Below are 19,340 nucleotides of genomic sequence, written 5' to 3'. Positions count from 1 at the left end.
CGCAAGGGCTTACTTGCTGTTGCCGCCCGGGAAGCCGGCGAACTTCTTGTTGAAGCTGGAAACCCGGCCTTCTACCTTCATCTGGCGCTGCTCACCGGTGTAGATGGGGTGCGAGGCGCTGGATACGTCGAGGCTGATGTAGGGATAGGTCTCGCCTTCGTATTCCTGGGTACGGTCGCTCTCGGCGGTGGAGCGGATCAGGAAGTAGGTGTCCGAGGTGGTGTCGTGGAACAGCACGGGACGATAGTTGGGATGGATACCGGGTTTCATGAGGCGTCTCCTGGTCTGGGCGCCCGAGACGGGATGTCTCCTGCGCACCGATTAAAGATACATTATAACATATAAAGGTCGTTTTTGCAGCCCCGCCTGTGACGGTGACGGCAGCCATGGCCTTTGCAATGGAACCATCCGCCGCGCCCGGGGCTCGTAACCTGAGGCCCTGACCGGCGGTACCCCACCCTCTCTGAGACCCGCTGTCGGTCGGTGCGTGCGTTCAGGCCCGCGGCGCCAGACAGACGAGCTGTCCGCCACCCTGCCCTGTTCATCCCGCACAGCGCCCCTGCATTGGCTTCTCAAGGATGGCGAGAAGTCCACACGCATTGGATGCGCACGCCGGGTTCGGGACTGAACTCACCGCGCCGCATCCCAAGGATTCAAGAGGCACAGCACCATGTGCGGCATCGCCGGAGAGCTTCGTTTCGATCGTCAACCTGCATCCATCAGCGCGGTGGAGCGCATCACCCACCGCCTCGAACAGCGCGGCCCCGACGCCTGGGGTTTCCATAGCCAGGGGCCGGTCGCCCTGGGCCATCGGCGGCTGAAGATCATGGATCTGGCGGAAGCCTCGGGCCAGCCCATGATCGAGCCCGAGCTGGGGCTGTCGATGGTGTTCAACGGCGCCATCTACAACTACCCGGAATTGCGCAGCGAGCTGGAAGCCAAGGGTTACCGCTTCCACTCCGGCGGCGATACCGAGATCCTGCTCAAGGCCTATCACGCCTGGGGCAAGGCCATGCTGCCCAAGCTCAATGGCATGTTCGCCTTCGCCATCTGGGAGCGCGACAGCGGTCGGCTGTTCATCGCCCGGGATCGCCTGGGCATCAAGCCGCTGTACCTGTCCTTTACCGACAAGCGCCTGAGATTCGCCTCCAGCCTGCCCGCACTGTTGGAAGCCGGTGACATCGACACCCGCATCGATCCGGTCGCCCTCAACCACTACCTGAATTTCCATGCCGTGGTGCCGGCGCCGCGCACCATCCTGCAGGGCGTGCAGAAGCTGCCGCCGGCGACCTGGATGACCGTGGACGCCTCCGGCCAGCAACACCAGGAAACCTGGTGGACCCTGGACTACGGTCCCCACGAAGACGAGCGTCGCTACACCCTGGACGACTGGGCCGAACGGGTCCTGCATGGCCTCAAGGACGCCGTGGCAATCCGCCAGCGGGCGGCGCGCGAGGTCGGGGTGCTGCTCTCCGGCGGGGTGGATTCCAGTCTGCTGGTCGGCCTGCTGCACGATTCGGGGGTCAAGGACCTGCTGACCTTCTCCATCGGCTTCGAAGATGCCGGCGGCGAGCGCGGCGACGAATTCCAGTATTCCGACCTGATCGCCAATCACTACGGCACCCGCCACCACCAGTTGCGCATCGCCGAGGACGAGATCATCCAGCAGCTGCCCCGCGCCTTCTCGGCCATGAGCGAGCCGATGGTGAGCCACGACTGCATCGCCTTCTACCTGCTGTCGCGGGAGGTCTCCAAGCATTGCAAGGTGGTGCAGAGCGGCCAGGGCGCGGACGAACTCTTCGCCGGCTACCACTGGTATCCCCAGGTGCATGGCGCCGCCGATCCCTTCGCCGCCTACCGCGCCGCCTTCTTCGATCGCGACTACGCCCAGTACGCCGCCACCGTGCAGGCCGGCGTGCGCCTGGAGGAAGACGCCGCCGAGGCCTTTGTCCGCCAGCACTTCGCCAAGCCCGGCGCCAACGCCGGCGTCGACAAGGCCCTGCGCCTGGACAGCACCGTGATGCTGGTGGACGACCCGGTCAAGCGGGTCGACAACATGACCATGGCCTGGGGCCTGGAGGCCCGGGTGCCCTTCCTCGACTATCGCCTGGCCGAGCTGTCGGCGCGCATCCCCGCCGAATTCAAGCTGGGCGATGGTGGCAAGCAGGTGCTCAAGGCGGCGGCGCGCAAGGTCATTCCCCAGGAAGTCATCGACCGGCCCAAGGGCTATTTCCCGGTGCCGGGCCTCAAGCACCTGGAAGGCAACACCCTGACCTGGGTGCGGGAACTGCTGCTGGACCCGAGCCAGGATCGCGGCCTGTTCGAGACCGCCGAGATCGATCGCCTGCTGACCAATCCGGCCGACCGCATCACCCCCCTGCGCGGTTCCAAGCTCTGGCAACTCGCGGCGCTCAACCTCTGGCTGAGCGAGCACGGACTGTAAGGGCGGAATCCCCATGAAAGCGACCAGCTACAACCAGCGCCTCCAGCGCGCCCAGACGCCCTCCTACGAACGGCTGCAGGCGCGCCTGGCGGAAGGCGACCAGCCGACCTGCCAGCCGCTCTCCCTGCATTGCGGCTGGGGCCGGCTGCTCATCGGCCATACCTATCCCGACCCCGCCAGCCTGGCCAAGGAACTGCTCACCGAAACGCCTGGCGAGCGCGACATCGCCCTCTATGTGGCCGCGCCCCACCAGGTGCTGGCCCAGGCGCCGCAACAGCTGTTTCTCGACCCCAGCGACACCCTGCGGATCTGGTTCAGCGACTATCGTCCCGCCCGACGGATCTATCGCGGCTTTCGCATCCGCCGGGCCTGCTCCGCCCAGGACTGGAGCGAGATAAACCGTCTTTACCAGCAGCGCCACATGCTGCCCGTCGACACCGAGCGACTGACCCCGCGGCACAAGGGTGGCCCGGTGTACTGGCTGGCGCAGGACGACGACAGCGGCGCCATCATCGGCTCGGTGATGGGGCTCAATCACGTCAAGGCCTTCCAGGACCCGGATGGCGGCTCTTCGCTCTGGTGCCTGGCGGTCTCCCCGGACTGCAGCAGACCCGGCGTCGGCGAGGCGCTGGTGCGCCATCTGATCGAACACTACGCCAGTCGTGGCCTGGCCTTTCTCGACCTGTCGGTGCTGCATGACAACCTGCAGGCCAAGCGACTCTACGACAAGCTGGGTTTTCGGCCGCTGCAGACCTTCGCGATCAAGTGCAAGAACGGCATCAACCAGACGCTGTTCCTCGGTCCGGGGCCGGCAGCCGAGCTCAATCCCTATGCACGCATCATCGTCGACGAAGCCCTGCGGCGCGGCATCGAGGTACAGGTGGATGACGCCGAGGGCGGTCTCTTCACCCTGATCCAGGGCAACCGGCGTATCCGCTGCCGCGAGTCCCTGACCGACCTCACCTCAGCGGTGACCATGACCCTCTGCGCCGACAAGGTGCTGACCAGCCGTACCCTGGCCCGGGCCGGGCTGCGGGTGCCGGAACAGCAACTGGCGGGCAGCGACGACGACAACGCCGCCTTTCTGGAGAAACACGGCGCCCTGGTGGTGAAGCCGGTCAACGGCGAACAGGGCAAGGGCGTGGCGGTGGACATCCGCGACGCCGAGCACCTCGCTGCGGCCATCCAGGCCGCGCGCCGGTATGACGACCGGGTGCTGCTGGAAAGCTTCCACCAGGGTCTCGACCTGCGCGTGGTGGTCATCGGCCACGAGGTGGTGGCCGCCGCCATTCGCCGTCCGGCGGAGATCGTCGGTGACGGCCAGCACAGCGTCAGGGACCTGATCGAAGCTCAGAGTCGTCGGCGCCAGGCCGCCACCGGCGGCGAGTCGCGCATCCCGGTGGACGAGGAAACCGAACGCGCCATCCGCAGCGCCGGCTACGAGTGGGACAGCGTCCTGCCGACCGGCACCCACCTGGCCGTGCGCAAGACCGCCAATCTGCACACGGGCGGCATCCTCGAGGACGTCACCGACAGTCTCCATCCAGTGCTGGCCGACGCCGCCGTCCAGGCGGCCCGGGCGCTGGACATTCCGGTCACCGGCATGGACCTGCTGGTGCCCGCCGCCGATGCGCCCGACTACGTCATCATCGAAGCCAACGAGCGGCCGGGCCTGGCCAATCACGAACCGCGTCCCACCGCCGAACGCTTCATCGACCTGCTGTTCCCGCTGTCCCGGGAGGTTCCGCTATGAATCGCTTGCCCGAGCCCGATCTGGATTACCTGCGCAAGGTCCTGCTGGACATGCTGGCGATCCCCAGTCCCACGGGTTTCACCGACACCATCGTCATGTACGTCGCCGAACGGCTCAACGAACTGGACATCCCCTTCGAGCTGACCCGTCGCGGCACCATCCGCGCCACCATCAAGGGCCACAAGGAGAGTCCGGACCGGGCCGTCTCCGCGCACCTGGACACCATTGGCGCTATCGTCCGCGAGATCAAGGACAACGGTCGCCTGGGCCTGGCGGCCGTGGGTCACTGGTCGAGTCGCTTCGCCGAAGGCAGTCGCGTCAGCCTGTTCACCGATGACGGCACCCTGAGGGGCAGCGTGCTGCCCCTGCTCGCCTCCGGCCATGCCTTCAACACCGAGATCGACAAGATGCCGGTGACCTGGGACCACATAGAGCTGCGCCTGGACGCCGTGACCAAGAGTCGCCACGAGACCGAGCAGCTGGGCGTGCAGATCGGCGACTTCGTCGCCTTCGATCCGCTGCCGGAATTCACCGACAGCGGCTACATCAGCTCGCGCCATCTGGACGACAAGGCCGGCGTCGCCGCCCTGCTCACCGCCCTGAAGATGCTCAAGGAAAGCGGGCAGACCCCACCGATCGACTGCCACCCGCTGTTCACCATCACCGAAGAGGTGGGCTCGGGCGCCGCCGGTGCCCTGCCCTGGGACGTCAGCGAATTCGTCGGTATCGACATCGCCCCCGTGGCGCCCGGCCAGCGCTCCGACGAGCACCGCGTCAGCGTGGCCATGCAGGATTCCTCCGGGCCTTACGACTATCACCTGTCGCGACATTTGCTGCGCCTGGCGCAACGCAACGACATCCCGGTGCGTCGTGACCTGTTCCGCTACTACTACAGCGACGCCCACTCGGCGATCAGTTCCGGCCAGGATGTGCGGGTGGCCCTGTTGGCCTTTGGCTGCGACGCCACCCACGGCTACGAGCGCACCCATATCGTCAGCCTGGCGGCGCTCAGCCAGTTGCTGACCGGCTACATGCTCAGCCCGCCGGTGTTCGACAGCGATGCCCAGCCGGCCGACAGCTCGCTCGACCGCTTCGGCCACCAGTTGCTGCCGGAAGACACCCAGATGGACAACCAGACGCATCTGCCGCCGCTGGAGGAGGTCGTCGGCGACGGCAGCAAATAGCGTTCGATCAACGCGCCTGGGGTATCCTGGGCGCCTTTTTCCAGGCACCTCTCGATGATCATCCCCCACGACCAGCTCGCTGCCGCCACCCTCGACAACCTGCTGGAAGACTTCGTCACCCGCGACGGTACCGACAACGGTGACGAAACGCCCCTGGCGACCCGGACCCAGCGTGCGCGCCGCGCCCTGGAAACCGGCGAAGCCGTGATCCTCTTCGATCCGGACAGCGCCCTCTGCCAGCTGGTGCTGCGCCGCGACGTGCCGCCCGAACTGCTGGACGACTAGCGCCTCTCGCGCCTGTCAGGCGCTGCCACGCGGCGCCAGCAGGATCACCAGGGCCCCAGCCACGCAGAGCAGACCACCAGCCAGATCCGTCCAGGTCGGCCGGGTGCGCTCGACCAGCGCCAGCCAGCCCAGCGAAGCCACCACATAGATGCCGCCATAGGCCGCATAGGCGCGTCCGGCATAGGCTGCCTCGATACGGGTCAGCAACAGGGCGAAGAGCACCAGGCTGGCAAGTCCGGGGGCTATCCACCAGGGACTGCGATCCAGCCTTAGCCAGAGCCAGAAGGCATAGCAGCCGGCGATCTCGAACAGCGCGGCCAGCAGGAACCAGAGATAGTTCAGCATGGCGCCGCGCCGTCCTCCTGGCGATAGGGCAAGGCCTCGGCGGCCCGCCGCGCATAGGCCTGGACGCCGTCGCGCTCCTGCTCGAGAAACTCCGCCACCGCCGCTCTCAGGCCCGGATGCACCAGGTAGTGCCAGGAACGCGTCAGGGTCGGCTCGAAGCCACGAATCAGCTTGTGTTCGCCCTGGGCGCCGGCATCGAAGCGCTGCAGCCCTTCGGCGATGGCGTATTCGATCCCCTGGTAGAAACAGGTCTCGAAATGCAGCTGATCGAATTCCTGCAGGCAGCCCCAGTAGCGGCCATAGAGGGTATCGCCGTCCTTGAGATAGAAGGCCATGGCCACCGGCCGGCTGCCCTGGCGGACCAGCACCACCCGGATCGCCGCGGGCAGCCGCTCGGCCAGCAGACTGAAGAAGGCACGGGTCAGATAGGGATCCTGGCCGCGCACCTCGTAGGTGTTGGCGTAGCAGGCATAGACGAAATCCCACTCCGCTTCGCTCAACTCTCCGCCCTGGCGCCATTCGAAGCTCACCCCCAGGCCGGCGACCTGGTCGCGCTCCTTGCGCAGCTGCTTGCGCTTGCGCGAGGTCAGGGCGGCGAGGAAGTCGCCGTAGTCGCCATAGCCGCGGTTGTGCCAGTGGAACTGGCAGCCAAGCCGCGCCAGCCAGCCCTCGCGATCCTCGAGCAGCGCATCGGCCTTGGGATCGGTGAAGTTGACGTGCAGGCTGGAGAGCTCCAGGCCGGCCAGGCTGCCGGTGGTAGCATCCAGCAGGGTCGCGCAGGCGGTGGGATCGCCCAGCAGGCGCGCGCCCTGTACCGGCGAGAAGGGCACGGCGGCCAGCAGCTTGGGATAATAGTCGATCCCGGCGCGGCGGCAGGCATCGGCCCAGGCCCAGTCGAAGACGTATTCGCCATAGGAATGCATCTTGAGATAGGCCGGCATCGCGGCCCGCAGCTGCCCCTGTTCATCCTTGAGGATCTGGTGCGCCGGTTGCCAGCCGGTCCCCTGCCCCAGGCTGCCACTGTCTTCCAAGGTGGCGAGGAATTCATGGCGCAGAAAGGGCTGGTCGTCCGCCAGCAGCGCGTTCCACTGGGCGGCAGGCACCTGGGCCAGGCTGTAGAGATACTCGACGATCATCCCACTCCCCTTGCTTGGACTCGGCCTACAGGTCTACCACAGATGAGTAGCCGGACGGCTCCTGTGAAAGACTCTGGCGGCTGGCTTTCGTGCGGACGAAAAAAAACCGCCGTGAGGCGGTTTCTTTCGAGTGTGGCGTCCCCTAGGGGACTCGAACCCCTGTTACCGCCGTGAAAGGGCGGTGTCCTAGGCCACTAGACGAAGGGGACGTTACCCTGGTGCGACCCTTGCGGACCGCGAATTTGGTGGAGCTAGACGGGATCGAACCGTCGACCTCTTGCATGCCATGCAAGCGCTCTCCCAGCTGAGCTATAGCCCCAAGTACAGCATCTTGCCACGTCTGGGATACGTGACCGATATGGCGTCCCCTAGGGGACTCGAACCCCTGTTACCGCCGTGAAAGGGCGGTGTCCTAGGCCACTAGACGAAGGGGACGTTACCCTGGTGCAGTCCTTGCGGACCGCGAATTTGGTGGAGCTAGACGGGATCGAACCGTCGACCTCTTGCATGCCATGCAAGCGCTCTCCCAGCTGAGCTATAGCCCCGCGTACAACGTTCGCCACGTCTGGGATACGTGGCTGATATGGCGTCCCCTAGGGGACTCGAACCCCTGTTACCGCCGTGAAAGGGCGGTGTCCTAGGCCACTAGACGAAGGGGACGAAACCTTCTATCGATTCCCCCCGAAGGCGAAACCGAAATTTGGTGGAGCTAGACGGGATCGAACCGTCGACCTCTTGCATGCCATGCAAGCGCTCTCCCAGCTGAGCTATAGCCCCGTCGGTCAGGACGGGGCGCATGTTAAGAGGCCCGGCCTCCCCTGTCAACACCAATAAGAAAAAAACCTGCTAGTAACAGACACTTAAGCCGGAAACCGACTAGATCGCCCGGGACAGGGCCGCACGCTGGGCGCGGGCGGCCACCAGGTAGGTGAACTTGCCATCGCTGGAGGAGAGCTTGCGCAAGACCTTCTTGTCCAAGGCGCGATAGGCCCCCATATCCAGCGCCGTACGGCCCGAGCTGCCGATCAGCATGCCCGGGTTGGCCACCATCAGCCTGGCGGCCTGCTCCACCGCCTTGGCGTAGCTCTTGCGATCGTCGAGATCGTAGTCCCGCAGCGGCAGCAGCATGCGCAGCCACTCGGCCCAGTAGAACTCGAGGAATTCCGACGGCAATACCCGGCCATCCGGGGTCCGCGGCTTGTCGTAGCCGATCTGGCGGGTGAAATAGACCAGCGCGCGGTAGGGGTCGTCGGCCATGGCGGAGAGGCCCAGGGTCGGCGGCAGCTGCTCGGGCAGGATCGGCCGGCCCTGGGGATCCTTGAGCCAGGCCTTGCGCTCGTCGAGCAGGCGGATCCAGAAGTCGGCCATGCTCGCGGCGTCGCTGAAATCGTCGGTGACCCTGACCCACACCGGGGTCTCGGGGCCGCCACCGGGGTGCTCCCAGAAGGCGGAAAAGGTGTGGTGGCCGTCGGTGAGATAGAGCTGCCGCCCCGGACCTATGACGACGGTCTTCATTTCATCCGGACAGCTACCCGGCGGCCGTACCCCGAGGGCGTCGCCGGCCGAGCGCAGACTGGTGCTCGGCTGGAAGCCACCACTCAGGTGCTGGCCGTTGGCTTCGCAGTAGTCGTCGAACAGCTTGCGCCGGTCGCAGGCGTACTTGCCGAGCTTGTACAGCACCTGGTCGTGGCCGATCGCGGGCTGGGTGGGGCGCAGCTGATGCAGTTGCACCTGGAGCAGGCTTCCTGGCGGCACGGGGTCTTCCTATTTCAAGAGGTCTTCCCAGGTCCGACAACGGTCATCCCGGGAAGACTCCTGCCGTCGATCAGACCTTGCGCAACACCACGCTGCCGATGGAATAGCCCGCGCCAAAGGAGCTGAGCACGCCCAGGCTGCCGCTGGCCAGATCCTCGTGGTGCAGGTGCAGCGCGATGACCGAACCGGCCGAGCTGGTGTTGCCGTAGGTGTCGAGAATAACCGGCGCCTCGTTGGGCTCGGGTTCGCGACCCAGCAGGCGTTTGACGATGAGCTGATTCATCGCCAGGTTGGCCTGGTGCAGCCAGAAGCGCGAGACCCGCTCGACGGGGATGTCCAGTTCGGCCAGGTGATTGCCGATCAGCTCGGCCACCAGGGGGCAGACCTCCTTGAACACCTTGCGCCCTTCCTGGACGAACAGCTTGTCCGGGTGGGTCATGCCCTCCTCCGCCGCGCGGTTGAGAAAGCCGAAGTTGTTGCGGATGTTGTTGGAGAACTGGGTGAACAACCGGGTGCCGAGGATCTCGAAGCGGTGCGCCGAGGTCGCCTGGTCGGCACGCTCCACCACCAAGGCGGTGGCCGCATCGCCAAAGATGAAATGGCTGTCGCGGTCGCGGAAATTCAGGTGGCCGGTGCAGATCTCCGGATCGATCACCAATACCGCCCGCGCCTGGCCCAGCTGCACGGCGTTGGCCGCGGTCTGCAGGCCGAAGGTCGCCGAGGAGCAGGCGACGTTCATGTCGAAGCCGTAGCCCTGGATACCCAGCGCGGCCTGGACCTCGATGGCCACCGCCGGATAGGGCCGCTGCAGGTTGGAACAGGCGACGATGACGCCGTCGATGTCGGCGGCCGTCCTTCCGGCCCGTTCCAGGGCCTCGCGTGCCGCGGCAACGCCCATCTCGCAGAGGATCGAGGGCTCGTCGTTGGAACGCTCGGGGATACGCGGCACCATGCGCGCCGGATCGAGGATGCCGGCCTTGTCGACCACATGGCGGCTGCGGATGCCGGAGGCCTTCTCGATGAAGGCGGCGCTGGATTCCGGCTGGGGCGCCAGGCTGCCCTGGGCGATGGCGTCGGCATGCTCGGCATTCCATTGGCCTGCCCACTGGTTGAAGGACGCAACCAGCTCGTCGTTGGAAATGCTTTCGGGCGGCGTATAGAGCCCACTACCGCTGATGACCGCGTGCTGCACGGCTATTCCTCTTGTTGTCGAAATGACGCCGTGCCAGTTTGCCGCAAATCCGGGGTGGACGCCCGTGCAATCTCAGCGCCGATTGGCGGCCTCGGCGGCACGCAGGACGTCGCTGCCCACTTCGCTTTCGTACCCCTTGATCAGGGGCGCCACCGCCGCGCGCCAGGCCTCGCGCTCGGCAGCCGTCGGCACCAGAATCTTGCTGGTATTGGCCGCCACCACCCGCTCGCGTGCCTTGGCGTTGATGGCTTCGGCATCGCGATTCACCGACTGGGACACCTCGTCGAGGATGGCCTCCAGCTCGCTGCGGATTTCGAAGGGCAGCCCGTTCCAGAAGGTGGTGTTGGTGATGAGCATGTAGGTGAGGAAGCTGTGGTTGTCCTCGACGATGTAGGGCTGCACGGTATTGATCTTCTGCCCCAGCAGGTTCGACCAGGGATTTTCCGCGCCCTGGACCTTGCCGGTGCGCAGGGCGTCGTAGACCTGGGCGAAGGGCAGCTTGACCGCCTGGGCGCCGAGCTGCTGGTAGTAGGCCGCCAGCACATCGGAGGACTCGACGCGGAAGCTCAGGCCCTTGAGGTCGGCGGGAACGTGGATTTCCCGGGTGGCCGAGAGTTGCCGGCCACCGTTGTTCCAATAGGCCAGCCCGGTGATGCCGTGGGTGACGAGACTGCCCAGCAGTTCGCGACTCTTGTCGCGGCGCTGGAAGCGCTTGACCGCCTCGATATTGTCGAACAGGAACGGCAGATCGTAGACCTTGAGCGGCTTGGCCAGGGCATTGAGCTTGGAGACCGAGGGTGCCAGCAGCTGGACCCTGTTGCTGCGCAGCGCCTCCAGTTCGTCGGCATCGCCTACCAGGCTGGAGTTGGGATACACCTCGATCTTGACCTTACCCGCCAGGCGTTCCTGCACCAGCTTCTGCAACTGCAGGGCACCGCGCCCCTTGGGCGTGTCGTCCGTCACCACATGGGCGAACTTGATGACGATGGGTTCGGCCACGGCGAAGGGCATGGCCAAAGCGATAAGCGAGCCGGCCAGGGTGGCGAAAAAGGTCTTGATCATGGGATTCCCTGCGTTGAACGATCCATCGGATCGCCTGCGCGACCCCGGTCGCGATGCGTGCGCGACGCGATTACCTTAGCAGCCGCGGCGGGAAAGGCTGGTCAGCGGAGGAAAACGGCACGACGAAAGTGCAGGAAAGCCGGATCAGGGGTAGGAACAGCGCCGTCGAAACGGCGCCAAGAATCCATCAGGGCGAGATGGGATCGCTCGCGGGAAAGGTTTCCTCGACGGATTCGTCGAGTTGCTCTTCGCTGACCTCGTCCTCGTCATCGGCGACGGGCGGATCGTTGGGCTGCTGCTGGGCATGGACGGCGTTCATGGCAAATCTCCGGACACGAGAGGTGTGGCAGGGCTGGAGACCTCCAGCCCTACAGCATTAGTCATGACTATGCAGACGGACGTTCAGCTCGTCGACGATCGGCGCCCAGTCGGCGTCGCCCATGATTTCGTCCTTGAGAAAGGCCTTTTGCGCCGGCGACCAGAAGTCGGCCTCGGACACCTTGACCTCATCGGGCAGTGGCGAATGACTGGCGATGAAGTCGTCGATGGCAGCCGGATCGGAGTCCAGGCCCAGTTGTTCGAAGAGGGTCGTCAGATCGTGAACGGGAAGTTCCATGGGGGTCTCCAGGCGGTTATCGGTCGTTACGCTGGGCATCTAGAAAGACGCCAGCCTGGAGGGGTTCCCCGGCCTTAATAAATCCTTCAGCGTCGACCCTTAAGGTACGCCCACGTTCCGCCAACCAGGGCCTCCGCCATGTCGCTTCCCGTCTCTTCCATCCAATTCACCGCCGCGCCGCGCCGTATCCTCGTCACCGGCGCCACCGGCTTTCTCGGCGGCGCCGTCACCCTGCGCCTGCTGGAGCTGGGCCATGTCGAAGGGCTGAGATTCCTGGTCCGGGCCGCGACTCCCGCAGAAGGCCTGGAGCGCCTGCTGCAGAATCTGCGCGTGCATGACGTCGACGAGCGCCTGGCCGCCCTGCTCAGGCCCGAACAGATCCTCTGTGGCGACCTGCTGGACACCCACTGGATCGACGCCGCCAAGCCGCTCCTGCAGACGCTGGACGAGGTCATCAACTGCGCGGCGGTCGCCTCCTTCTCGCGCAATCCGAAGATCTGGCCGGTCAACGTCGAAGGCACCTTCGCCCTGGCCGAGGCCTGCGCCCAGTCGCGGCGGCTGAAGCGCTTCCTGCACGTCAGCACCGCCATGGCCTGCGGTCCGCAGCGCCAGTCACCGGTCGCCGAGACCTGGGACTTCCCCGAGCCGGAGCAGCAACTGGTGGACTACACCGCCTCCAAGGCGGCCATCGAACTCAAGCTGCGCAACGAGTTGCTGCTGCTGCCGCTGGTGGTGGCACGCCCCTCCATCGTGGTGGGTCACCGTCGTTCCGGCTGCAAGGCGTCAGGCAGCATCTTCTGGGTGTTCCGCATGGGTTTCGCCCTGGAGCGCTTCACCTGTGGCCTCGACGAGCAGATCGATGTCATTCCGGTGGACTACTGCGCCGAAGCCCTGGTGGAACTGGCCCTCAAGCCGAAGCTGAACTACAGCCTGTATCACATCTCGGCGGGCAATGCCGGCGCCTGCACCTTTGGTGAAATCGACGAGGCCTATGCCGGCGCCATGGGCGATGCCCCGGTGGGCGAGCGCTATCGCCAGGTGGACAGCGCCGATCTCAAGGAACTGGCGGCCGACTTCAACGAACGCATCGGCCCGGCGAATCCGCGGCTGGTGCTGCGGGCGCTCAAGCTGTACGGCGGCTTCGCAGATCTGAACTACCTGTTCGACAATCAGCGTCTGCTGGACGAAGGCATCGCCGCCCCGCCGCGCTTCACCGACTACCTGGATGTCTGCGTGCATTCCTCGCGCGACATCAGCATCCCGGCGCAGATGCAGTGGGACTTCAAGTAAGGCCCATGCCCGGTGCTGGCGATGGCCAGCCACCGGGCGCCGCTCAGACGGAATCCTTCTCCGGCGAACTCAACCGCGAATCCCGCACGATGTCGCTGACCGAGGCGTAACCCCCGCGGGCATCGCGCAGCATGGTGCGCAGGTTGCCCTCGATGGTGTTGCAGATGGTGCCCATGGTGATCTGGTGCCGACTGCGCTGGAAGGGACTCTGCAGATCGGTCCCGACCTTTTCCAGCGCCAGGAACATGAAGCCCACCACGGTGGAGGCCAGGGGCGTGTACCACTCCAGGCTTTCCACCAGGCCGATGGGCATCAGCACGCAGAACAGGAAGACGAAAAGCCGCGGGAAGTTGACATAGGGATAGGGCAAAGGCGTGTTGGCGATGCGCTCCATGCCGCCCTGCCAGTTGGACATGTCGACGAAGGTGGCTTCCAGGCGCTCCAGGCGGATGCTGTCCAGGCGACCGGCGCGGTACTCCAGGGCGATCAGACTGGAAGAGCCGCTGAGGATGGCGTTGGCGAAGTTGTTGGTCTCCTTGCGCATCGCCCACTCCTCTTTGCCCAGGTAGGTGCGGACTTCCTTGGGCAGCGGGTCGCCGCTGAGCTGGCAGGCCAGGCAGCGGACGTAGGCGAGATGGCGCTCGATGAGTACCGTCTTGATGGCGTTGAAATGCTCGTCGCCATCGTCGATGAGCGTCAGCGCCTGACGGGCGAAGCTGCGCGAGCTGTTGACCATGCCGCCCCAGAGGGTGCGCGCCTCCCACCAGCGCTGATAGGCACTGGTGTTGCGAAAGCTGGTCAGCACGATCAGTGCCGAGCCGATCAGGGTCAGGGGGATGCTGGGCAGCTGCGCCCGTTGGTCGACGAAGATCATGTAGTCGACGGTGACGGCGATGTCCCACAGCAGCAGCCAGAAAACCGACCAGCCGACGTAGCTGAAGGTTTGCCGAAGGAATGTCAGTTTGCGTTCGAAAAAACCCAAGGTGATAGTCCTTAGCGCGTGAAAGAAAGGATGCAGCCATAGGAACCTGGGGTCGGGGACAGGTTCAAGGCAAGCGTCTAGAGCGCGGATCGCCACCCATTTCACGCTATTGGCCGGTGGCCATTCCGTTTCCGGATATGAAGAGGACGTCGGCTGCTGGCTGCCAACCTCCGGCTCGCAACCCGTACTTGGAGGCCCTATCGGCCGTGGATATCGGCACGTTCACCGAACATCCGCTCTCGGGTGCGGTCCGACAGACACCATGCCCTTCCGGAGCACTGCCATGACCGCCACCCCGCGCGTTCGTCTGGATGTCTGGAGCGATTACGTCTGCCCCTTCTGCTACCTGGAGCTGCCCCAGCTGGCGCGTCTGCAGGAGGAATTCGGCGACCAGCTGGCCATCGAGTGGCATGCCTTCGAATTGCGTCCCGAGCCCACGCCCACCCTCGACCCTGCCGGTGACTACCTGCGCCGGACCTGGGATCGCGCCGTCTATCCCATGGCGGCGGAATACGGCATGGTGTTGCGGCTGCCGCCCGTGCAACCCCGCAGTCGCCTGGCGCTGGAGGCGGCGGAATTCGCCCGCGAGCAGGATCGCTTCGACGCCTTCCACCTGGCGGTCTTCCAGGCCTTTTTCGAAGAGGGTCGGGATATCGGCGAGCTGGACGTGCTGCTCGACCTGGCGCGTCACAGCGGTCTGGACAGCGAGGCGTTGAGAGCCAGCCTGGCCCGGGGCGACCATACCGATGTCGTGCTGCACGCCGAGGATCGCGCGGAAGCCCTGGGCATCACCGCGGTGCCGACGCTGCTGCTGCGCTCCGCCGGGGCACCTGTCGAAGAGGCTCGGGCCCTGGATGGCGCGGTGCCCTTCGCCCAGTTGGCGGCGGCCGTCAGGGCGCAGCTGGAGGCCACCGGCGCCTAGCGCTGGGCGGCCGCGGTCAACTCGGGAAACAGTACCTCGGTGAAGCCGAAGCGGGCGAAATCCTGGATGCGCGAGGGATAGAGCCGCCCGATCAGGTGATCGTATTCGTGCAGCACCACCCGTGCATGGAAGCCTTCGGCCTCCTGGTCCACCGGACGACCGTCGCCATCCACCCCTTGATAGCGGATCCGCCGCGGCCGTGGCACCTCGCCGCGCAACCCCGGAATCGACAGGCAGCCTTCCCAGCCCAGCTCCTCGCTGGCGTCCAGCACCTCGATCCGCGGATTGATCAGCACCTGCAGGGGCACCGGCGCCGCCTCGGGATAGCGCACATTGCGCTCGAAGCCGAAGACCATCAGTTGCAGGTCTTCGCCGATCTGCGGCGCCGCGAGGCCCACGCCACCGGCGGCGGCCATGGTGTCGAACATGTCCTGGATCAGCCCTCGCAGCTCGGCCGAACCGAAGCGCTCGGCCGCCACCGCCGGTGCCACCCGCAGCAGGCGGGGATCGCCCATCTTCAAAATGTCACGAATCATGCGAGGATTCCTCCTTTGGCCGGTCCAGCCGCCGGCGATTCGCCAGGAGCTTAAACCAGATGTCTTCCCTACTGCTCGCCAGCGCACTCGGCCTCGGCCTGAGTACCCCCCTTGCCCAGGCCGAGGACGCGGCTCTCGCCGCCCGCCTCGATCCGATCCTGGAGCAGGCCATCGCCCAGCAGCGCATCGTCGGCACCGTGGTCATGGTCGCCCACCAGGGCCGCGTGGTGTATCGGCGCGCCGCCGGTTTCGCCGATCGCGAAGCCCGGCAGCCGATGCAGGAAGACCAGCTGTTTCGCTTCGCCTCCCTGACCAAGCCGCTGGTGGCCGTGACCGCCTTGCGGCTGGCGGACCAGGGTCGCCTGGATCTGCAGGCGCCGGTTAGTCGCTACCTGCCCTACTTCACCCCGAGGCTAGCCGATGGCACCCCGGCCACGCCGACCCTGGCGCAGATGCTCAGCCACACCGCCGGCCTGCACTATGGCTTCGGCGAAGACCAGGACGGTCCCTATCACCGCGCCGGGGTATCCGACGGCCTGGATGATGCCTCCTTGACCCTGGAAGAAAACCTCCGACGCCTGGCGGGGGTGCCGCTGGACTTCCAGCCGGGCACCCAGTGGCGCTACTCCCTTGGGCTGGACGTGATGGGGGGCGTGCTGGCGGCCGCCACCGGGCAGCCCCTGCCCGAGGTCGTCCAGCGGGAGGTGGCCGCACCGCTGGGTCTGCACGACCTGAGCTTCCACGTCAGCGACGCCGGGCGCCTGGCCACGGCCTATCGCGACGGCTATCCGCGCCCCGAACCCATGAGCGAGCCCTATCTGCTACCCATGCCCAAGGGCGGCATTCTCTATTCACCGGCGCGCGCCCTTTCCGCGCAGGCCTTCGCCTCGGGCGGCGGTGGCATGCAGGGCAGCGCGGGCGACTATCTCGCCTTTCTGGAGGCGCTCCGCCAGGGGCGGCTGCTCCAGCCGGCCAGCCAGCGCCTGTTCACGGAAGACCAGATCCCTGAGCTGCAGCGCGACGACGCCCCGGGCTGGGGCTTTAGCCTGGGCGCGGCGGTGCTGCGCGATGCCCGGGCGGCGAAGACCCCGCAGACGCCTGGCACCCTGCAATGGGGTGGCGTCTACGGCAATGCCTGGTTCGTCGACCCGGCGCGCGAGCTGAGCGTGGTCATCCTCACCAACACGGCGATCGCCGGCATGAGCGGCCCCTTCCCCGACGCCATCCGTGATGCCCTTTACAGGGACTGACTGGCGATGAACGCCTCTTCCACCGCCCTGCGACAGGTGCGTCTTTCCGTAGCGGGCAGGTAGCGAGCATCGACGCAGATCCCGTACCGGAGGGCATTGCCTGGCATCAATCCTGGCGCCCTGGCACCGGCTTGCCCTCGGAGAGCGAGACGCCTTCCCCGATAGCGGGTAGAGGCAGCTCCAGTACCGTGCAACAGACGCGCAGCAGTTCAAGCTCGGCCGTTCGGACGGTGCGGTCCGCTTCGATCAGGCAGACCAAGCCCTCCAGAACCTGCAATCGGGCCTCCAGGCGGAGTTGCCTCAGTTGCACCAGAGCGTCCTCCAGCGCCGGACGCCAGGGTCGTGGTGGCAGATAGGCGCAGTGCTGGCCGGGAAAGGTGTTGGCGACAGCCAGCAGAAAGGCTTGCCGAGCGGCCTGGCCGTCCGCGTGGCTGTGTTCGGCGGTTACTGCATAGAGGGTGAGTACCGCGGCCTGGGCCTGGGCAAGCTTTCCCCGCCCCGGAGGCCGCTGACGCCCGGGCGCCATACTGCCGATCAACTGCCGCTGGATGATGTGCGCCAGGCAATAGCGGAAGAGATCCAGTTCTGACGCAGCGGCGAAGCCTGCCTTGAGGTCGATGAGCACTTGGCGCAGCGCCGGCCGCGGCAGTTGGCGGATGGCCGGAAAGGTCAGTTGCGCCAGGGGCAGGCGCAGAGACGGATGCAGGCGGTCGACCCAGCGCTGCCCTGCCCCGCTGCCCGCCGCTGACGCACTGCCGGCCAGCGCCAGCAACAGTTCCGCCGCCTGTTCGGGCTGCCGCAGGAAGGCCTGCAGGGCCGGCGGCAGTTCCCGCAAGGACGTAGTCGCAGCCTCTGAAGCTGGCGGGAGCGCAGCGGCGGCCGTGGCCACCGCGCTGGACGAAGGGCTGCCTGCCACATAGGCGACGCCCATGGGCAGCAAGGCTTCCGCCCGGAGGCGCTCCAGCTGCCATTCGTCGAAGTCCGGTTCCAGATGCTGGATGCGCTCCAGCACCGGGGGATGGGTGGCGAACCAGGAGGCGCCCGAGTCGCCCAGCACCATGTGCGCGACGCTGCGCGCCCGACGGTGATAGAGCCGCCCCTGCAGCGGATGGGCGGCGATCTTCTTCAGGGCATTGGCCAGACCCTGGGGCTGGCGGGTGAACTGCACGGCGGAGGCATCCGCCAGACGCTCGCGTGAGCGCGCCGCGGCAGCCTGGATCAGGTTGGCGAAGAACAGTCCGCAGCCGCCGACCGCCAGCAGCACGGTGCCCAGCAACCAGCCCAGCAGGCGGTTGCCATCGACCCGGGTGATGGTCGACGTGCGATCCGAGAAGAGCTCCTGTCCGAGGTCGGCGATCAGGCTGATGCCATGCAGCCAGCCCAGCAGGCGCAGATTCAGGCGCATGTCGCCGTTGAGCAGATGACTGAATTCATGGGCGACGACACCCTGCAATTCGTCCCTGTTCAAGAGCTGGAGCGCGCCGCGGGTCAGGCACAGGCTGGCATCTGCCGGTCCGTAACCGCTGATGAAGGCATTGATGGCCGGCTCGTCCGGCAGCAGGTACAGCCGCGGCACCGGTACGCCGGCGGCCAGGGCCATCTCTGCCACCACGTTGTGCAGCTGACGGGTGCGGGGGTCTGCCTCATCATCCAGTGGCACGGCGCCCAGCCGCCTGACCACGGCCTCGCCACCCTGGCGCGCCAGTTGCCGCACCTTCCAGAAGGAAGCGCCGGCGATGATGCCGGTGAATGCCAGGCCGGTCTTGACCAGCGTCGCCCCACGCCCACCGAGGTAGTCGATCACATCCCGCGGCAGGAACACCAGGGCCAGGCCGGCGCTGGCCAGCGCCATGAGCAGCACCACCAGGGCCAGCAAGGCAAGACACAGCCGGGTGCGCCGGCGCGCCGCGGCCTGGTCGTCGAGAAAGCGCACGCGCTCAGCTCAGGCTGATGCGCGGGGTCTGGCGGGCGGCCCCGTCCGGCAAGGTCAGCGGCTGCGCCAGGCGAAAGCCGAAGCGACGGGCGAGCAGCGATCCGGGAAAGGTCTCGCAGCGATTGTTGTAGTCCATCACCGCATCGTTATGGGCCTGACGGGCGTAGGCCAGGCGATTTTCCGTGGAGCTCAGCTCTTCCATCAGCTGCAGGACCGTGTCGTTGGCCTTGAGCTCCGGATAGGCCTCGCTCACGGCGAACAGCCGCCCGAGGGCGATGCCGAGTCCCTGCTCGCCCTGCTCCAGGGCGTGCAGGGCGACGGGATCCTCCGGCCGGGTCTTGGCCTGGTGCAGGCCGGACTGCGCCTGCTGGCGCGCCGTCATCACCGCCTGCAGCGTTTCGCGCTCGTGTTGCAGATAGCCCTTCACCGCTTCCACCAGATTGGGGATGAGATCGTGCCGGCGGGTGAGTTGGACATCGATCTGGGCGAAGGCGTTGCGGTAGGCGTTACGCGCCGTGACCAGAGCGTTGTAGAGGCTGATCGCGAACAGGCCGAGAGCGACCAGGGCAGCCAGCAGGAGCAGCAGTTTCATCGAATCGTCCTTGAAGGTGCTGAGAATTTCCAGTCTAGGGCGCGCGCCGCTGCGCCCGCTGCAC

At 66.3% G+C, this 19,340-nt stretch carries 19 protein-coding genes and 6 tRNA genes; 7 read left to right on the top strand and 18 right to left on the bottom strand.

Going from position 1 to position 19,340, the window contains the following annotated elements; translation table 11 throughout:
* Positions 1-9: 9 nt before the first annotated feature.
* The gene (locus EC839_RS19505; RefSeq protein WP_007162739.1) at positions 10-270 is read right to left on the bottom strand and encodes a type B 50S ribosomal protein L31; all 261 of its coding nucleotides are present in this window, start codon (positions 268-270) and stop codon (positions 10-12) included.
* Between the two features lie 400 nt (positions 271-670).
* Here EC839_RS19505 and EC839_RS19500 point away from each other — a divergent pair, with 400 nt between their 5' ends.
* The 4 genes from EC839_RS19500 to EC839_RS19485 are packed head-to-tail and all read left to right on the top strand — an operon-like array spanning position 671 to position 5,665.
* A complete protein-coding gene (locus tag EC839_RS19500; RefSeq protein ID WP_007162738.1) occupies positions 671-2,443 on the top strand; it encodes an N-acetylglutaminylglutamine amidotransferase in 1,773 nt (590 codons plus the stop codon).
* Between the two features lie 13 nt (positions 2,444-2,456).
* Entirely contained in the window at positions 2,457-4,196 is a 1,740-nt protein-coding gene (gene ngg, locus EC839_RS19495) for an N-acetylglutaminylglutamine synthetase (RefSeq protein WP_007162737.1), read from the top strand.
* A complete protein-coding gene (locus tag EC839_RS19490; RefSeq protein ID WP_007162736.1) occupies positions 4,193-5,380 on the top strand; it encodes an osmoprotectant NAGGN system M42 family peptidase in 1,188 nt (395 codons plus the stop codon). Before ngg ends, EC839_RS19490 begins: the two co-directional genes overlap by 4 nt.
* 54 nt (positions 5,381-5,434) lie before the next feature.
* Positions 5,435-5,665: a YheU family protein gene (locus tag EC839_RS19485; RefSeq protein WP_007162735.1), complete on the top strand. Its 231-nt coding sequence runs from the start codon at positions 5,435-5,437 to the stop codon at positions 5,663-5,665.
* 15 nt (positions 5,666-5,680) lie between these two features.
* Here the strand turns inward: EC839_RS19485 and EC839_RS19480 are convergent, their stop codons facing one another.
* The 13 genes from EC839_RS19480 to EC839_RS19425 all read right to left on the bottom strand — a co-directional run bounded on the left by EC839_RS19480 (position 5,681) and on the right by EC839_RS19425 (position 11,771).
* Positions 5,681-6,010, bottom strand: a complete 330-nt coding sequence (locus tag EC839_RS19480; protein ID WP_007162734.1) for a YnfA family protein — start codon at positions 6,008-6,010, stop codon at positions 5,681-5,683.
* Positions 6,004-7,146, bottom strand: coding sequence for a GNAT family N-acetyltransferase (locus tag EC839_RS19475; RefSeq protein ID WP_007162733.1), 1,143 nt, complete (start codon positions 7,144-7,146; stop codon positions 6,004-6,006). Before EC839_RS19475 ends, EC839_RS19480 begins: the two co-directional genes overlap by 7 nt.
* Before the next feature lie 133 nt (positions 7,147-7,279).
* Positions 7,280-7,355: transfer RNA gene (locus tag EC839_RS19470), tRNA-Glu, on the bottom strand.
* 34 nt (positions 7,356-7,389) lie between these two features.
* Positions 7,390-7,465: transfer RNA gene (locus EC839_RS19465), tRNA-Ala, on the bottom strand.
* Between the two features lie 40 nt (positions 7,466-7,505).
* Positions 7,506-7,581 (bottom strand) — tRNA-Glu (locus tag EC839_RS19460).
* 34 nt (positions 7,582-7,615) lie between these two features.
* Positions 7,616-7,691 (bottom strand) — tRNA-Ala (locus tag EC839_RS19455).
* A gap of 39 nt (positions 7,692-7,730) precedes the next feature.
* Positions 7,731-7,806 (bottom strand) — tRNA-Glu (locus EC839_RS19450).
* A gap of 41 nt (positions 7,807-7,847) precedes the next feature.
* Positions 7,848-7,923 (bottom strand) — tRNA-Ala (locus tag EC839_RS19445).
* Positions 7,924-8,022: 99 nt separating this feature from the next.
* A complete protein-coding gene (locus EC839_RS19440; RefSeq protein WP_007162896.1) occupies positions 8,023-8,901 on the bottom strand; it encodes a ParB/Srx family N-terminal domain-containing protein in 879 nt (292 codons plus the stop codon).
* Between the two features lie 70 nt (positions 8,902-8,971).
* Complete coding sequence (locus tag EC839_RS19435) at positions 8,972-10,093, bottom strand: beta-ketoacyl-ACP synthase III (protein ID WP_007162895.1); 1,122 nt, start codon at positions 10,091-10,093, stop codon at positions 8,972-8,974.
* Positions 10,094-10,165: 72 nt separating this feature from the next.
* Positions 10,166-11,155: a DctP family TRAP transporter solute-binding subunit gene (locus tag EC839_RS19430; RefSeq protein ID WP_007162894.1), complete on the bottom strand. Its 990-nt coding sequence runs from the start codon at positions 11,153-11,155 to the stop codon at positions 10,166-10,168.
* A gap of 187 nt (positions 11,156-11,342) precedes the next feature.
* On the bottom strand, positions 11,343-11,474 hold the full coding sequence (locus tag EC839_RS24645; RefSeq protein ID WP_007162893.1) for a hypothetical protein: 132 nt from the start codon (positions 11,472-11,474) through the stop codon (positions 11,343-11,345).
* A gap of 57 nt (positions 11,475-11,531) precedes the next feature.
* Complete coding sequence (locus EC839_RS19425) at positions 11,532-11,771, bottom strand: DUF2789 domain-containing protein (RefSeq protein ID WP_007162892.1); 240 nt, start codon at positions 11,769-11,771, stop codon at positions 11,532-11,534.
* A 138-nt stretch (positions 11,772-11,909) separates the two neighbouring features.
* Here EC839_RS19425 and cprA point away from each other — a divergent pair, with 138 nt between their 5' ends.
* Entirely contained in the window at positions 11,910-13,061 is a 1,152-nt protein-coding gene (gene cprA, locus EC839_RS19420) for a cationic peptide resistance protein CprA (RefSeq protein WP_007162891.1), read from the top strand.
* Between the two features lie 43 nt (positions 13,062-13,104).
* Here the strand turns inward: cprA and EC839_RS19415 are convergent, their stop codons facing one another.
* Complete coding sequence (locus tag EC839_RS19415) at positions 13,105-14,043, bottom strand: bestrophin family protein (protein ID WP_007162890.1); 939 nt, start codon at positions 14,041-14,043, stop codon at positions 13,105-13,107.
* A gap of 283 nt (positions 14,044-14,326) precedes the next feature.
* On the opposite strand from EC839_RS19415, the gene EC839_RS19410 reads away from it, so the two are divergent.
* Positions 14,327-14,965 carry a DsbA family protein gene (locus EC839_RS19410; RefSeq protein WP_007162889.1) on the top strand — a complete coding sequence of 213 codons (639 nt, stop codon included), beginning with the start codon at positions 14,327-14,329 and terminating at the stop codon, positions 14,963-14,965.
* Here the strand turns inward: EC839_RS19410 and def are convergent.
* Positions 14,962-15,501 (bottom strand): peptide deformylase, encoded by a 540-nt coding sequence (def, locus tag EC839_RS19405; protein WP_007162888.1) that lies wholly within the window; start codon positions 15,499-15,501, stop codon positions 14,962-14,964. The genes EC839_RS19410 and def overlap by 4 nt on opposite strands.
* Positions 15,502-15,560: 59 nt before the next feature.
* Between def and EC839_RS19400 the strand changes: the two genes are divergently transcribed.
* Complete coding sequence (locus EC839_RS19400) at positions 15,561-16,751, top strand: serine hydrolase (protein ID WP_007162887.1); 1,191 nt, start codon at positions 15,561-15,563, stop codon at positions 16,749-16,751.
* A gap of 106 nt (positions 16,752-16,857) precedes the next feature.
* On the opposite strand, the gene EC839_RS19395 is transcribed toward EC839_RS19400, so the two are convergent.
* Positions 16,858-18,684, bottom strand: coding sequence for a M48 family metallopeptidase (locus EC839_RS19395; protein ID WP_132833026.1), 1,827 nt, complete (start codon positions 18,682-18,684; stop codon positions 16,858-16,860).
* Between the two features lie 4 nt (positions 18,685-18,688).
* Positions 18,689-19,276, bottom strand: coding sequence for a LemA family protein (locus EC839_RS19390; protein WP_007162885.1), 588 nt, complete (start codon positions 19,274-19,276; stop codon positions 18,689-18,691).
* Between the last annotated feature and the right edge of the window lie 64 nt (positions 19,277-19,340).

This window comes from Pseudomonas sp. JUb52 (assembly GCF_004341115.1).
GTDB lineage: Bacteria > Pseudomonadota > Gammaproteobacteria > Pseudomonadales > Pseudomonadaceae > Chryseomonas > Chryseomonas oryzihabitans.
Note: the sequence above shows the minus strand (reverse complement) of the source record. Positions and strands in the feature narration are given on the sequence as shown.